Annotated in this window: 14 protein-coding genes; 9 read left to right on the plus strand and 5 right to left on the minus strand. The window is 36.1% G+C overall.

The annotated features are described in order from the left end of the window. From ASG21_RS10105 to ASG21_RS10115, 3 genes are all read left to right on the plus strand, one after another. A partial coding sequence (locus tag ASG21_RS10105) for a hypothetical protein (protein ID WP_185113725.1) occupies nt 1-1,060 on the plus strand: 1,060 nt, incomplete at its 5' end. 212 nt (nt 1,061-1,272) lie between these two features. Then, nucleotides 1,273-2,418 carry a hypothetical protein gene (locus tag ASG21_RS10110; RefSeq protein ID WP_056079160.1) on the plus strand — a complete coding sequence of 382 codons (1,146 nt, stop codon included), beginning with the start codon at nt 1,273-1,275 and terminating at the stop codon, nt 2,416-2,418. 75 nt (nt 2,419-2,493) lie between these two features. After that, nucleotides 2,494-3,636, plus strand: a complete 1,143-nt coding sequence (locus tag ASG21_RS10115) for a hypothetical protein (RefSeq protein ID WP_056079163.1) — start codon at nt 2,494-2,496, stop codon at nt 3,634-3,636. A gap of 190 nt (nt 3,637-3,826) precedes the next feature. Here ASG21_RS10115 and ASG21_RS10120 read toward each other — a convergent pair whose 3' ends face one another. From ASG21_RS10120 to ASG21_RS10130, 3 genes are all read right to left on the minus strand, one after another. After that, nucleotides 3,827-4,888: a ketoacyl-ACP synthase III gene (locus tag ASG21_RS10120; protein WP_056079166.1), complete on the minus strand. Its 1,062-nt coding sequence runs from the start codon at nt 4,886-4,888 to the stop codon at nt 3,827-3,829. A gap of 438 nt (nt 4,889-5,326) precedes the next feature. Beyond that, on the minus strand, nt 5,327-5,881 hold the full coding sequence (locus ASG21_RS10125) for an RDD family protein (RefSeq protein WP_056079169.1): 555 nt from the start codon (nt 5,879-5,881) through the stop codon (nt 5,327-5,329). An 8-nt stretch (nt 5,882-5,889) separates the two neighbouring features. After that, the gene (locus ASG21_RS10130; RefSeq protein WP_056079172.1) at nt 5,890-8,013 is read right to left on the minus strand and encodes a Tex family protein; all 2,124 of its coding nucleotides are present in this window, start codon (nt 8,011-8,013) and stop codon (nt 5,890-5,892) included. Nucleotides 8,014-8,247: 234 nt separating this feature from the next. Here ASG21_RS10130 and ASG21_RS10135 point away from each other — a divergent pair, with 234 nt between their 5' ends. After that, the gene (locus tag ASG21_RS10135; RefSeq protein WP_056079175.1) at nt 8,248-8,925 is read left to right on the plus strand and encodes a YceI family protein; all 678 of its coding nucleotides are present in this window, start codon (nt 8,248-8,250) and stop codon (nt 8,923-8,925) included. A 77-nt stretch (nt 8,926-9,002) separates the two neighbouring features. On the opposite strand, the gene ASG21_RS10140 is transcribed toward ASG21_RS10135, so the two are convergent. After that, nucleotides 9,003-9,449, minus strand: coding sequence for a phosphohydrolase (locus ASG21_RS10140; RefSeq protein ID WP_056079178.1), 447 nt, complete (start codon nt 9,447-9,449; stop codon nt 9,003-9,005). A gap of 131 nt (nt 9,450-9,580) precedes the next feature. Beyond that, entirely contained in the window at nt 9,581-9,880 is a 300-nt protein-coding gene (locus ASG21_RS10145) for a hypothetical protein (RefSeq protein ID WP_056079181.1), read from the minus strand. A gap of 97 nt (nt 9,881-9,977) precedes the next feature. Here ASG21_RS10145 and ASG21_RS10150 point away from each other — a divergent pair, with 97 nt between their 5' ends. The 5 genes from ASG21_RS10150 (at nt 9,978) to ASG21_RS10170 (ending at nt 14,784) form a co-directional block, all read left to right on the plus strand. Then, on the plus strand, nt 9,978-10,337 hold the full coding sequence (locus tag ASG21_RS10150; RefSeq protein WP_056079184.1) for a helix-turn-helix domain-containing protein: 360 nt from the start codon (nt 9,978-9,980) through the stop codon (nt 10,335-10,337). Between the two features lie 71 nt (nt 10,338-10,408). Further along, nucleotides 10,409-11,164: an SDR family oxidoreductase gene (locus ASG21_RS10155; RefSeq protein WP_056079187.1), complete on the plus strand. Its 756-nt coding sequence runs from the start codon at nt 10,409-10,411 to the stop codon at nt 11,162-11,164. A gap of 334 nt (nt 11,165-11,498) precedes the next feature. Continuing rightward, a complete protein-coding gene (locus ASG21_RS10160) occupies nt 11,499-12,260 on the plus strand; it encodes a hypothetical protein (protein ID WP_056079190.1) in 762 nt (253 codons plus the stop codon). A 307-nt stretch (nt 12,261-12,567) separates the two neighbouring features. Beyond that, nucleotides 12,568-13,065 (plus strand): DUF1772 domain-containing protein, encoded by a 498-nt coding sequence (locus tag ASG21_RS10165; RefSeq protein ID WP_056079193.1) that lies wholly within the window; start codon nt 12,568-12,570, stop codon nt 13,063-13,065. Nucleotides 13,066-13,170: 105 nt separating this feature from the next. Then, nucleotides 13,171-14,784, plus strand: a complete 1,614-nt coding sequence (locus tag ASG21_RS10170; RefSeq protein ID WP_056079196.1) for a Na+/H+ antiporter — start codon at nt 13,171-13,173, stop codon at nt 14,782-14,784. The last annotated feature ends 366 nt before the right edge of the window (nt 14,785-15,150 follow it).

The raw sequence follows: 15,150 nt of genomic DNA on the forward strand, positions 1-15,150 counted from the left end.
CGACCAGCAGAAAAATGTAGCAGACTCGATGGGATGGAGGTTTTCAATTTTAGATAAAGAAAGAAATCTTCTTTTCAGGCTGAATGAAAATAATATAAAAGAAGATAAAGATTTTGGCTGGCTGGCTTTTCATGCACCGCTTGCCTCAGGAATTTATTATCTGGTTTACAATGGCCCTGTGAAAAGAGAAATTCCGCTGTATGTTTTTGAAGACTGGCAGACGCAGTTTTTTTTGACTTTTAAAAGAACACCTATATTTCCGACAGCAAGAATTTTATTCAGAAAACCCAATTCGGCTTTCGGGACTTTTGAAAAAGACAATATGGAAGTAGACAAACTGCTGAGAAATATGCAGAATGCCATTTACCATGTTCCTGAACAGCTTTTAAACAGGATGGCTTCAGATGACTGGCAGAATCCGATGCTTGCGATTGTGGTTTGCTATGTTTATCTGATGAGCTCTGATGTAGAATCTAATAATTCAATTAAAAAAGTACTGGAAAATCTAAAACGGAGAATTTCAAATGCTTCCGACTGTCCGGATATCAGGGCGATTGAACTTCTTGCAGCCGTCCGTTTCGAAAAGAAAATCCCTGAAATGATTCTGGATGAACCCTGTATGCTGAAGGTAGGTTTTAAAACATTCCTCGAGCAGGCAGCCCGAAATCCTGATAAAATTCAGATTACTGAACTCAGTGAAATCATTACAAGTCTGCACGGCGATATGGTCTGGAGTTCTTACAAACCTGTTGAGAAGAAGAAAATGCAAAGAGCAGTCGGAAATGAAATCGGTTTGGAGATGAGTTTGGCTGAACCTGTTGCGGAACCGAAAGACTGGCTGAGCCAGACGATGATGAATCAGCTTTCGTCAGAAAATTCAGGTCAGAATTCCGTGGCCGATCTGGCAATTCAGTTTCAGGTGAGCCCGAATATGGTGAAAGGATGTCTTCAGAATTTACATTCCTATCTATCAAATACCGGAGTTGATGCTTTTGAAAGTTTTAATGCGGATCAGGAAATTTTAAAATCAAACATTCAGAAATTGATAAACACACAATAATTGGAAATTATCTTAAATAATTGATTAAAGCCAGACTTCTGTCCGGCTTTTTTTGTTCAGTTCAGAAAAGATTTAAAATTTAACTCAACAGATATCTGGCTTTTAAAAAAAATCTTCATCTTTATTAAATAATTAATCATCTTATGTGGAATTGTAACCTTTTTGAATTTATATTTGTCTAAACGTAATAACTGCTGATAAAAATCTAATTTATGAGATATATTTCTTTGTTTGTGCTGATTTCCGCAATGTTTCAGGCTCAAAAATTACAGGTTGTAGATGCTGAAAATGGCAGACCCCTTTCTAATGCGAGAATCATAGCAAATAATCAGATTCTGTACACGAACGACGACGGTTTTGCCCCTTTGGAAAGTACTGTCACCAATTTTGAAGTTTCCGCAGCAGGTTATACCGGTGAGAAGCTGCCTTCATTCAGAAATCTGGTAAGACTCAAACCTTCTTTAAGAGAGATTGATGAGGTGAAAATTGTAAGCGTGGATATCAGAAAACTGTTGGAGGATGTTTTTGATCATTACCATAAACGATACTTTGATAAACCGTCTCTGTATGATGTTGTTATTAAAAGTAAATATTTTGATAATAATAAACTTCATTTTATGGCGATTACCGAAGCTAAACTTTGGAGCAGATCTAATCAGTATGACTACAGGCAAGGTTACAAGAAAAACTATGATCACATATTGCAGCTGCAGGTAAATAACGTGAAATACTTGAAGAAAAGCAGTTCTGACAGTATTTTCAGGGCAGAGACTGACGAGTTCAGACATGAGAAAATAGGAAGTTATTTCTTAAACTATGAGCTTCAACGCACCTTGACTAACATCAGATCGCGGCATTCTAAATCATCAGGGAAACTGCTGTCTGAAAAAGATGGCGAACAGGACATCAGCTTTACAGTAAAAACTGAGAGAGGAACTCATATTAAAGGAAAAATCAAGTATCATACGGCAGACAAAGTAATTACTTTTTTTGAGGCAGATTATTCAATGGATGATTTACCGGTTAAAAAAATGATATCTACAGACGGCAGAGAATTCGGTTATAAATACGGAAACGCCATAATCACATACGATTTTTACAAAAAAGACGGTGTTTATGTTCCCGCGCTGATGAGACGTGAAAGTGATAATTATGTGATGACCTACAACAACGAATCTCATGTGAAAAGAGGGTTGCAGGAAATTATCTACAACACATTTTCAAAATCTGATAAAGACGGAATTGAACCAAGGGCTGATTTCAACAAAAGCATCTGGGAAAATGTTCCAACAAAAGACGATAAAGAATCAACCATTTTGCTTTCTAAAGAAGAGCAGACGTTCGTAAATAATCTTTAATATTAAAAAACTCAAAGTTTTTAGAGTTAAATAATATTTGCGGTTATATTTGCTCTGATCAAACAAAATTGTTTTATGAAATTTATTTTTCTTCTTCTGTTTTGCCCGTGTGCTTTTTTTTTCGGACAGACGGTTAAAGTTTTGGACGCTGAAAACGGAAAACCCATTTCCAGTGCAAGAATCATCATGAAAGATCAGATCGTATATACCAATGATGATGGATTGGCATCTTTAAATCCTGAAGAAAAAGATTACGAAATTTCTGCTTTCGGTTATAAAAAAGAAAAATTTAAAAATTTCAGCAGCATTATCAGGCTCAAAAGGCATTATAACGAAATCAAAGAAGTAAAAATAATTCCGGTAGATTTTAAAAGCATATTTAAAGATGTTCTGAAAAATTATGAAAAACGCTATTACAGCAAGCCTTCACTTTATGATGTAGTTATCAAACAGAAGAATTTTGACAATAATAAACTTCATCTGATGGTGGTTTCTGAAGCTAAACTTTGGTCTAAAAATAATGCTCACGACCTTTCTGAGCGCATGTACATCAATTCTGAACTTCAAATGCAGCTCAACAAAATAAAGTATCTGAAAAAAAATGTGTCTGACAGTATTTTTCTGGGCAATACCAATGACTTTATGCATCCCTTCACCAACGATATTTTTCTGAATTCTGAACTGAGCCGTGTTCTCACACATCTGGATAAAAAGAAAGCAAAATTTTCAGCAAAGATCTTGAATGACGAGGATGGCGAAAGAACGATTAGTTTTAAAATAAAGTCTTTTGCAGGAAATATTATTGAAGGAAAATTCCGATATGATACAGCGAAAAAAGTGATTACTTATTACCAGTCTGTTTATCTGATGGAGAATCTGCCATTAAAGCAGAAAATTTCGAAAGACCGGGTGATCTTTATGCAGAAATATGGTCTGGCGGTGATCACTTATGATTTTTACAGCAGAAATGGAGTGTACATACCTTCTTTTGCGAGGTATGAGATTGATGATTATAAAATGTATCATCAAAGCCGCGAGCACACGAAGAGAGCCATTCGCGAAATTGTTTTCAGCCGTTTTGAAGAATCTGATAAAAAGGGACTGAATCCCAAAGTAGACTTCCGGAAAAATATCTGGGAAAATGTTGAGGTTAAATCAGACACTGAAAGCAATGTTTTGCTGTCAGAGGAAGAGCAGGATTTTATAAATAAAAATTAGCTTCAAAGATAATTCAGCGGTAGATTCCGATCTTTCAACACAACCCGTTAAAAACTTTTTTGCAGGATTTAGCTAAAACTTAATTAAAAATAATCAGATAAAATAAAAACTGTGAAAATCAGTTTTGAAGATTAAAAAAAATATTTTAAACTCAATTTTTAACCTGAATTTTCACAGTTTCTTATATTTTTTAAAACTGATAAACAATCGCATTGATATTCATTCCTGCGCCTACAGAAGCGAAAAGAACAACGTCGCCTTTTTCAATTTTGTGAGATTCCAGTTCATCCTGCATAATCATCGTAAGCAACGAAGGGATCGTGGCTACACTGCTGTTTCCCAATTTGCTGATGACCATTGGCATAATATCCGGTGGAGTAGGAACGCCATAAAGTTCATAAAAACGGTTGACGATGGCTTCATCCATTTTTTCGTTAGCCTGATGAATGATGATTTTGTTGAGCTGATCAATGGTAAAACCACTGTCATCCAGACATTTTTTCATTGCTACAGGAACGTTCAGAAGGGCAAATTCGTAGATTTTTCTGCCATCCATCTTGATGTATTTCGTATCCTGACAGCTGTCATTGTTATACGATTTTCCAAAATAAAGAAAATCTTTTTCATTTAAAGTATAGGATGCAGACAGGTGAGATTTAATTCCGGAATCATCGCTGTCATTGGCTTCAATGATCACGGCACCTGCACCGTCAGCGTAGATCATGCTGTCTCTGTCGTGAATGTCAACCACTCTGGATAGAGTTTCTGCACCGATGACCAGACATCTTTTTGCAATACCTGATTTCACAAAAGCATTTGCCTGAATAACCCCTTCAATCCAACCCGGACAGCCAAACAGAACATCGTAGGCAACACAGAAATTATTTTCGATCTTGAGTAAATGTTTTACTCTTGAAGCCAGACTGGGAACCATATCTGACTGAATTGTGTTGTGACGCACATCGCCAAAATTGTGGGCAAATATGATGTAATCTAGAGTTTCAGGATCTATCCCGGAATTTTCAATAGCTTTCTGCGCTGCGATCAAACCTAAATCTGAGGTTACCTGATCACTCGTTGCGTATCTTCTTTCTTCAATACCTGTAATTTTTTTCAGCTTACTGGTAATGATGGCGTTGTCTTCTTTTAAGGTGATACCATGCTCGTTCAAAAAAACATGTTTGTCAAAAAATAAATTGGTTATGGTTTCTGAAGGGATGTAGTTGCCCACCCCAATAATTTTCCCGGTCATTCTAAATTCAGATTTCTAATTGTATAAAATATATAGCGCTGATTCTTATTTTTTCAAAAACGAAACCCCTTGCTGTTCACAAGAGGTAAAATAAGTAGATCAGTTCTAATTTAATTGCTCGATTAATAATGTATCAGACATGATTATAATGGTTGATATATTTTCATTAAAATCCCCTTTGACGGGGAAAATAGAAATATAAAGTATAATGATAATAAATAAATATGTGTTTTTTGTGTTTTTTATAATTCGTATTTCTAAGGATAAAGGTAAACGATTAAAACTGAAATACACTATAAATCACCAATTATTTTCAATGTATTAACAAATCTTTAAATTGCTTACAAAGCTATTTATTGCATATAGATTTTATTGCTGAATATTTAAATAAACTTCCGGTTTTATCTGAATTTGATTTTATTTGTTTTATGTCTGCGTTTACATCAAACTTTGTTTCAGAAGCATTTTAATTTCTTTCAGTTTGTATTCTTTCACGATATAGGTTTTGCACAAAATATTATTCATGTGCATTGTGAAGTTGGTCTCTTTGTGTTTTATTCCAAGTATTTCGTTCAAAGGTGGAATATAATCTGCAAAAAGCATATAAAATACCGCTAAACATAGTGTGTTTCTTAAGAACGATTTAAATATTGCCGGATTATTTGCGGAATCATCTATCACCTTTATTTTAAATACCCTTTTTCCTAATGTCGTTCCACAAACAGTTTCAGTAACACTTCCAAATAGGATTACTGACGGAATAAGAAGTAACGCTGACAGAATAGGTGATAAACCAAATATAAAATAGAATATTAGAAAAAACGGAATCGAATCAATCAGTTTTGCCAAAATTCTATCACGCTCGTTGCCGTCATAGTTTGTTTTAACAGGTAAATTATATTCAAAAACATCATAAATACGGTTTCCAGCCAGATCAAAATTTTGAGTTGGCCTGTGAATCAGTTTCTTTTCCTTTAACTCTGAAACTTTCATTGTGATTTTTATAAAATCATGCTCAGCTGAATTCTTTTTCTCGCTTCATCTACCTCTGTTACGCGTACCTGAACGTGCTGATGTAATTTCACCACCTCATTTACATCAGAAACAAAGCCGTCTTTCAGTTGAGAAATATGCACAAGTCCGCTTTCTTTAATTCCGAGATCTACAAAACATCCGAAAGCTGTGATATTATTAACGATACCCGGAAGAATCATTCCGGTTTTCAGGTCTGTCATTTTTTTGACGTTTGGATCAAACTCAAAAACTTTTGCTGCCTTTCGTGGATCTAAACCTGGTTTTTCAAGTTCCTTCAGAATGTCTTTAATTCCTAAAATTCCGATGTTTTCTGTAATGTACTGTTCAGGCTGAATTATACTGATTTTTTCTTTATTGGCGATGAGGTCATTGGTTTTTAAGCCCAAATCTTTCGCCATTTTTTCTACAATTCCATAGGCTTCCGGATGCACTGCGGAATTGTCTAAAGGATTTTCGGCGTTGGCAATCCGGATAAATGCCGCCGCCTGCTGGTAAGCTTTTTCACCTAATCGTGGAACTTTTTTCAGTTGTTTTCTGTTTTCAAAAGCTCCGTTTTCAGCACGGAAATTTACAATATTCTCAGCCATTTTTTCGCCGATGCCTGAGACATAGCTCAACAGAGATTTACTTGCAGTATTCAAATTGATTCCGACAGAATTCACACATTTCATCACAGTAGAATCCAGTTCGTTTTTCAGTTGAGTTTGATCTACATCGTGCTGATATTGTCCTACACCAATAGATTTCGCATCGATTTTCACTAATTCTGCCAATGGATCAGAAAGACGTCGGCCAATAGAAACAGCCCCGCGAACGGTCACATCATAATTTGGAAATTCATCACGCGCAATCTTGCTTGCAGAATAAACCGATGCTCCTGCTTCCGAAACCACAAAAACCTGCAAAGGTTTATCAAATCCTATTTTTTTAATGAAATATTCAGTCTCCCGGCTCGCTGTTCCGTTTCCAATGGAAATTGCCTGAATGTTATAGGCATTGACCATTGAACGGATTTTCTTCATCGCCATGCCACTTTCATTTTGGGGAGCGTGAGGATAAATAGTTTCGTTGTGAATTAAATCTCCTTTTTCGTCTAAACAAACCACTTTGCAACCACTTTTGTAACCCGGATCGATGGCTAAAATCCGTTTTTCTCCCAAAGGTGGAGCAAGCAGAAGCTGACTCAGGTTTTCAGAGAATATTTCAATTGCTTTCTTATCTGCTTTCTCTTTGGCTTCCTGCAAAGTTTCGTTTGAAATTGCGGGCTCCAAAAGTCTCTTGTAGGAATCTCTAATGGCCAAAACAATCTGTTCTGAGCTTTCATTTTTAGATTTAATCACAGCATTTTCAATGAAATTTAAAGCTTCTTCTTTATCAATTTCAATATTGGTTTTTACAAAACCTTCGGCTTCAGCTCTCAGCATGGCTAGAAGTCTGTGGGATGGAGTTCTGTTTAAACTTTCTTCCCACTCAAAGTATTGCGAAAATTTTTGAGCGCCATCTTCCTCTTTTTTAGCTTTTACCACTTTTGAAGTAATCACAGCTTTGCGTTGGAACAGTCGGCGGAGATTTTTACGCACATACATATTTTCATTGATCCATTCTGCCATAATGTCGCGTGCGCCCTGCAAAGCCTCGTCTTCAGAGGAAACCTGATCGTTCAGATATTTTGAAGCGAGAAACTGAATATCCTGTGCTTTCTGACTCATAATTATTTTTGCCAAAGGCTCAAGTCCTTTTTCCTTCGCTGCATCAGCTTTTGTTTTTCTGCGTTTTTTGAAAGGTAAATACAGGTCTTCGAGTTCCTGAAGGTCAAAGCTTTCATCAATTCTCTGCTTTAATTCATGAGATAGAGAATCCTGTTCTTCAATTGATTTTAAAATACTTTCTCTGCGTTTTACAATATCTTCAAACTGTCTATTCAGCTTAGAAATCTGCTCAATCTGTGTTTCATCCAAATTTCCTGTAGCATCTTTTCTGTATCTTGAAATAAACGGAATGGTGCAGTCTTCGGATAATAATTTTAAGGTAGCATTGATGCTTTTATCGGATAAATTGAGTTGTTTCTGAATAAAATTTACAGTGTTCATGAAAGATTTTTGAAGTGGCTAAAATACTGAAATTTCAGATGTAGAAAGTAGATTCATTTAACATTGACTGTGAAAAATTTAAATTAAAAAGTACCGAAAGATTTTCTTGATGTATGTTAATGATTTTTACGCTGCGCAGCCTTTATCTTTGCTCCGTTAATAAATCAAAGATTGGTAAATAAAACAATAATCATTATATTTATCACTTCTAAAACATTTAAATAATTACTTAATATGAAAAAACTAAGCGTAATCGCATTGGTAGCTGTAGGTTTGATCTCAGCATCTTGTAACAAAGACAAAACTGCAGACACTGCGAAAACAGGAACAGAACAAAACGTTGCAGAGGGCAAAGGTGAAGCTTTAAAAGCTGATGTTGCTGCTTCTAAAGTAAATTGGAAAGCTTTTCATAAAGGAGGTTTTGCACCAAGATGGGGTACACTTGCTATTCAGTCTGGTGAGTTGAACGTGGATGGCGGACAGCTTACTGCAGGTAACTTCGTAATCGATATGGCTTCTTTGAAAGTAGATCCTGCATCAGTTACTGAAAAAGACAAAAAATCTACAGATCTTGAAGGTCACCTTAAAAATCCTGATTTCTTCGATGTTACAAAATTCCCAACTGCTGATTTCAAAATCACAGGTGTAACTGACCTGGCAACTGCACCTGCAAACGCAGTAGCAGGAGCTAACAAGACTGTAAGCGGTAACCTTACTTTACTGGGCAAAACTGTGAACGTTTCTTTCCCTGCGAAAGTAGATGTTGCTGAAGGTTCAGCAGCTGTACAGGCTAATTTTACAGTGAACAGAGCTGACTGGGGAATCAAATTCGGTACAGACGAAACAGATCCTGCAGAATGGGCTATCAGCAAAGACATCGAAATTTCTGTTGATGTGAAAGCGGCTAAATAGTTTTCTTATTTTAGATAAAACAGTAAAGGCTCACTTCCATGAAGTGAGCCTTTGTTTATTTCATTTTCTGTATAAGTCTAATATTTCTCCGAAAGATACCTGTATGCCTTCAGATACTTATTAAAACGGTGAATATCTTTTTGAGTTAATTCTCTGTTGACTCTTCTCAAATCCATATTATCACGAAGGTCATTCAGTTTTACGGCAACAGCAAGGGGAGAGCGTTCAGTACGTTTTACAAAATCGTCATAATTTTCGTCCGGATCGTATTTGGTAAGGCAGTTGATCGCAAAAAGTATATATTCCGGGAAACCTTCCTCTCTGAGATATTCAAAACTGAATTCTTCGGGATGATCTTCCACCACGTCGTGGAGCACGCCGACAATTTTTTCATCCATTGTTTTTCCGTATTCCATTACGCGCATTACGTGGGCAATGTAGGGAGCGTGGTATTTATCTTTTTGCCCTCTGTGAGCTTTATCGGCAATTTTAATGGCGCGGTGCAGTAATTCTTCTTTGGTCATGTTTTTATGCAAGTAGACTGCAAAAATAAAAAATGAAATACAATTTCAGGGATTCGTTGAGATGAAAAAAACATTAAAATTAAATTTTACGACATTTATCTCATCTTCAAATGTTTCAGATAAATGTGTAACTATTTTTTTGGAAACGCTTTCGGATCTTCAATTTTTACAATCAGATCTTTTGTCTTACCCGCATTGAGGATTTCTATCATTTCAGCATCAGTTTTTTTCTTTACAAGACTTAAATACAACGAATCAGAAGGTTTTTTTACCAAAAGTAAATCCTTTTTCACCAATATGGAATCATGAGGTTTTGTAAAATATAATTTGTCAAGTGAAATTGAATCACTTTTTATATTTAAAGGTGTTCTTGTGCTCTGGCTAAAGAATAAAGCTGAACTGAACGTAGTTAAAAGTACAAGTAATTTCATTTGTAATGCAGATTTTCTGTTGGATAAATTTTGAATGATAAGGTTAAATAAAATTATAATGCAATTTATTAATATTTTTGCAGGTAAAACATAAACGATGATAAAAAGAGGTAGAGGGCAGGAAATATCACAGAAATATTTTAATTTTCTGGATGATCATATCGAAAAAGTAATTACCGGCGAGGTTCAGGATTTTTTCGAACTTAATGAAATTGCTTCACGGCTTGCCATTTCGCACCAACATTTAAGTGATACGATTAAAGCGGAATTGGGTCATCATCCCTGCCATTTTTATGATTTGAAAATCATTGAAAAAGCTAAAGAAATGCTTCTGAAGGAGAAAATATCTGTTTCGGAAGTTGCCCGCAGATTTACCTATGATCCATCTAACTTTTCAAAATTCTTCAAAAACTGGACAGGCGAAACTCCCGGGAGTTTTAGAAAGAAAAATATTTAATTTTTCCGAAAAGTTCACCATGTTTTAACATTTAGGCCTTGCGAAATTTGTAACATCAAAATTTACAGATTATGTCAAGAAATGATTTAAACGGAAAAACAGTATTAATAGCGGGTGGAGCAAAAAACTTGGGCGGACTTCTGAGCCGTAATTTTGCCCAAAAAGGAGCGAAAGTAGCCATTCATTACAACAGCGACAGCACCAAAACAGACGCCGAAAAAACTTTAGAAGATATTTCAGCTGCGGGAGGAGAAGCCTTTATTTTTCAGGCTGATTTAACCAAAGTAGAAAATATTGCGAAACTTTTTGAAGCCACAAAAGAAAGATTCGGCGGCATTGATATCGCCATCAACACAGTAGGAATGGTCTTGAAAAAACCTTTCTTGGAAACTACCGAGGCAGATTACGACACGATGTTTGACATCAATTCAAAAGTGGCTTACTTCTTTATCCAGGAAGCGGGTAAACATCTGAATGATAACGGAAAAATCAATACGATTGTAACTTCACTGTTGGCTGCCTACACAGGTTTTTATTCCACTTATGCAGGAGCGAAAGCGCCGGTTGAGCACTTCACAAGAATGGCTTCGAAAGAATTTGGAGAACGGGGAATTTCAGTTTCCGCAGTTGCGCCTGGACCTATGGATACACCGTTTTTTTACGGACAGGAAGCTCCGGAAGCAGTCGCTTATCACAAATCAGCATCAGCTTTGGGTGGATTAACCGACATCAAAGACATTGCACCATTGGTAGAATTTCTGGTAACCGACGGATGGTGGATTACAGGACAAACTATCTTCGCCAACGGTGGTTATACCACAAGATAAGTGATTTAGTTCAAATTAAATTTATCACAACAGCACGAATGATTATAAACATTCGTGCTTTTTGTTTTATAAAAAATTTCAGATTACTGTTTTTAACAGCAACAATCTCCTCTGAGTGTCTGTTGTAGTAAATGTTTTTAATTGTAGCCAAAAGTCACGGAGCAGGCGGTGTTTGGAACCGCATCCTTTCTGGCAGTGATTAATTCTCATCAATTCGGCTGGTAAACCTGACAAAGTATATTTTTAAATTTTAATTAAGAAATTTCACCCTTTTGTGTAATTGAATGTTATCCCTTAATTAAATGACATTTGAATATTCAAAAAACTGATAACCATGAAAACTTTAATTACAATTCCGGCAATGCTCCTTGCCCTTTTTTCAAATGCACAGGAGCTAAATACAATTGAAACTGATACCGCAGTTATGCAGCGGAGAAATATTATTAAAACCAATCTTACTGCTTACGCATTTAAAAACATTAATGTCACTTACGAAAGAGCCATCAATAAATGGTTCTCTGTAAATGTGGGATATTCGGCAATGCCTGAAGGAAAAGTCCCTTTCATCAACTCTTTTACAGATGGTGATGATGAATTGAGAGACGTTAAAGCCGGAAGTTCTCATTTTACAATAGAAACCCGGTTCTATCTCGGAAAAGGCTACGGGAAGGGATTTTATGCAGCTCCGTATTACAGAAATTCAACTTTTAAAGCCACTAACTTTACCTTCTATCAGGAATATGAAGAAGGTGGAGGTAATACTTCCGAAATACCTCTGAACATCTCCGGAAAGGCCACCGGTAACAGTGTCGGTTTGCTTCTTGGTGTTCAGTTTTTCTTAAATAAAAAAGAAAGTTTTGTTCTCGACTGGTGGATTGTGGGAGCGCATTACGGAAAAGGAAAAGGCGACTTTACCGGAAAATCTTCTCAGACATTAACTCCGGATCAGCAATCTCAATTAAAAGCCGAACTCGAGGATTTAGGAATTCCACTGGTTGAATATTCTGTACAGACCAATACCAATGGTGCTGCCATAAAACTGGACGGACCGTGGGCAGGACTGCGAAGCGGACTTTCTCTGGGTTATAGATTTTAAAATTAAATTAATCAGGGAATTATATTATTACTGAAAGATAACTGGGGAAAAAACCATGATGAAAAATTAATAAAAGATTAGATAGTATTCAATTTTAAATGCCAAAACAAGGGATTATTTCCGGTAGTTTTGGCATTTTTTTCATTAAGTAAAATCAAGTTGGCAAAGATTAAAACTCTACAGTAAAGCACAATTGAAGAATTGAAGATCTTCACACAAGATAATTTTCACTTTCAAACCAAAAGCGATTAGAATATTGTAGGTCACAGATTTTTCATTAAATTTAAAAAAACTAAAAGCCCTGAAAATGAAAAAGTTAATTTTATTCACATCCGTGGCGTTGGCGAGCGGAGTTCTGTTCGCAAATGTGTACAATTCAATGGTGAATGCTGTGGCTACGGACAGTGACATTCCCAATTCGGTGATGGCTGCGAGAGAATTTTTCAAGACCGTAAATCCTGGAGATTTCTTCAGAATATTTTCTCCGGCAACGCAAATTTTCACGTTACTGTCATTGATTTTATTCTGGAGAACCGCAAAATCTGCAAGGGTTTTTCTTGGAATTGCATTGTTGTGCTATATTTTGGGAGATATTTTCGCTTTTACCTATTTTCATCCGAGAAGTGATTTGATGTTTCTGTCTGAACCTGTTCCGGATGATGAAACTCTCAGAAGATTATCTTCAGAATGGAGTTCCATGAACTGGGTCCGGTCGTTTGTGCTTTTAGTGGGCGTTGTATGCCTGTTTTTAGCTGTCGACAGAATTTATTCTTTTAAACAGAAAACTCATCAGACAGAATTATAAACTTTTAATTATTTTTGCGGTTCAATTACAATTAAGCCCTTTCAGCATTCGAAGTGTTGAGAGGGTTGGTTTTTACACAAAATGAATTAAAACTTTCAAAAAACTATGCACCACAATTTACTCCTCATTCTTTTTCTTCTTTTTGCTGTGATGATGCTCGTTTTACTGGCAAAAAAGATAAAAATTGCTTATCCCATTTTTTTAGTAATTGCCGGTTTGGGAATTAGTTTCATTCCTGGAATTCCGGTTTTGAAACTTGATCCCGATATTATTTTTCTTCTTTTTCTGCCACCACTTTTGTACGAAGCTGCATGGTATACATCATGGAAAGACTTCTGGAAATGGAAAAGACCTATCAGCCTTTTAGCATTTGGCTTAGTGTTTTTTACATCGCTTATCGTGGCCTACATTTCATCATCGATGATCCCGGGATTTACTTTGGCTCTGGGATTTTTATTAGGCGGAATCGTATCGCCACCCGACGCAGTTGCCGCTGCAACGGTAATGAAAGGTCTTAAAATTCCGAAAAGATTACTGACGATTCTGGAAGGTGAAAGTTTAGTGAATGATGCTGCGTCCCTGATTGTTTTCAGATTTGCTTTGGCGGCGGTACTTACGGGAACTTTTTCAATGCAGGAAGCTACCGGACAGTTTTTTCTGGTTGCAGGAATGGGTGTGATTGTCGGAATTGTTGGCGGAAATATTATGTATGCAATTCATCGTTTTCTACCCACCACTCCGGCTATTGATGCGGCTTTGACGGTGATGACTCCTTATATTTTATTTCTTGCGGCAGAACAGTTTCACTTTTCAGGTGTCATGGCAGTTGTGACGGGTGGTTTGTTTATTTCCTGGCGCTCTCACGAGATTTTCAAAACGGGAAGTACAAGACTGAACATGCTCGGCGTCTGGACAACGATGATTTTTGTGATGAATGCTTTGGTCTTTATTTTAATAGGTCTTGAACTTCCTGAAATCGTACAGGGTTTAGGTAAACATCTTGTTTTTCAGGGTTTAAAATATGGAATTCTCATCAGCTTAATTGTTATTGTTCTGAGATTTTTGTGGGTGTATCCCATTGCACATATTCCGAGATTTTTATTTAAAAGCATCAGAGAAAACGAACCCAGTCCGGGATGGAAAGGTCCGCTGATAACAAGTTATGCAGGAATGCGCGGCGTGGTTTCTTTGGCAACGGCATTATCAATTCCGATTTATCTGGATGAAAGCGGAACTCTGTTCCCGGAGCGGAATATGATTATTTTTATCACTTTTGTGGTGATATTTATTACTTTGGTTTTTCAGGGACTTACGCTTCCGCTGATTATTAAATGGATCAACATTGGCGAAATCGACAGTACAATTCCTGAAGACCAACAGCGAAAAAGAATTCAGATTCGTCTGGATGTATTGGGTCTGAATTATATCAGCGAAAAATATCCGCAGGAAATTTCTGAAAATGAACTGATAGAATTCTACAAAAACAGTCTTCAGAATGAAATATCAAACAACCAGAAAAGTTTTGATTCCGTAGAATGCAGGGATACAAAAAAAGAGGAAGTGGAGGAGTACCATCACTTGCTTTTAGAAATTCATGCACTGCAGAGAAAGGAACTTTTTAAAATGAGAAAATACAAGGAGTTTGAAGATTCTGAAATCAGAAAAGCCGAACTTCAACTGGATTTGAATGACCTGAAAGTGACAGGAACTGAACATTAGGTATAAATGATAATTGATTAATGATGAGTGATTTATAATCTTAGATTTAACAAATTTTTTTTTAATTATCAATCATCAATCATCAATTATCTATTATCAATCATCAAAACGTAAAAAGGCTTCGACAAGCTCAGCCTGACACTGTCTGAAATTAAATTTGTAGTATTAAAAATGTCACGCTGAAATCGTTGAAGCGTTGTTAAATTAAAAAATAAGTTTAATTTAAACAGAAAATATAATTTATTATCAATTATCAATTATCAATCATCAATTATTGAAACGTAAAAGGCTTCGACAAGCTCAGCCTGACACTGTCTGAAATTAGATTTATAGTATTAAAAATGTGACGCTGAAATCGTTAAAGTG

Source organism: Chryseobacterium sp. Leaf394 (assembly GCF_001424105.1).
GTDB lineage: Bacteria > Bacteroidota > Bacteroidia > Flavobacteriales > Weeksellaceae > Chryseobacterium.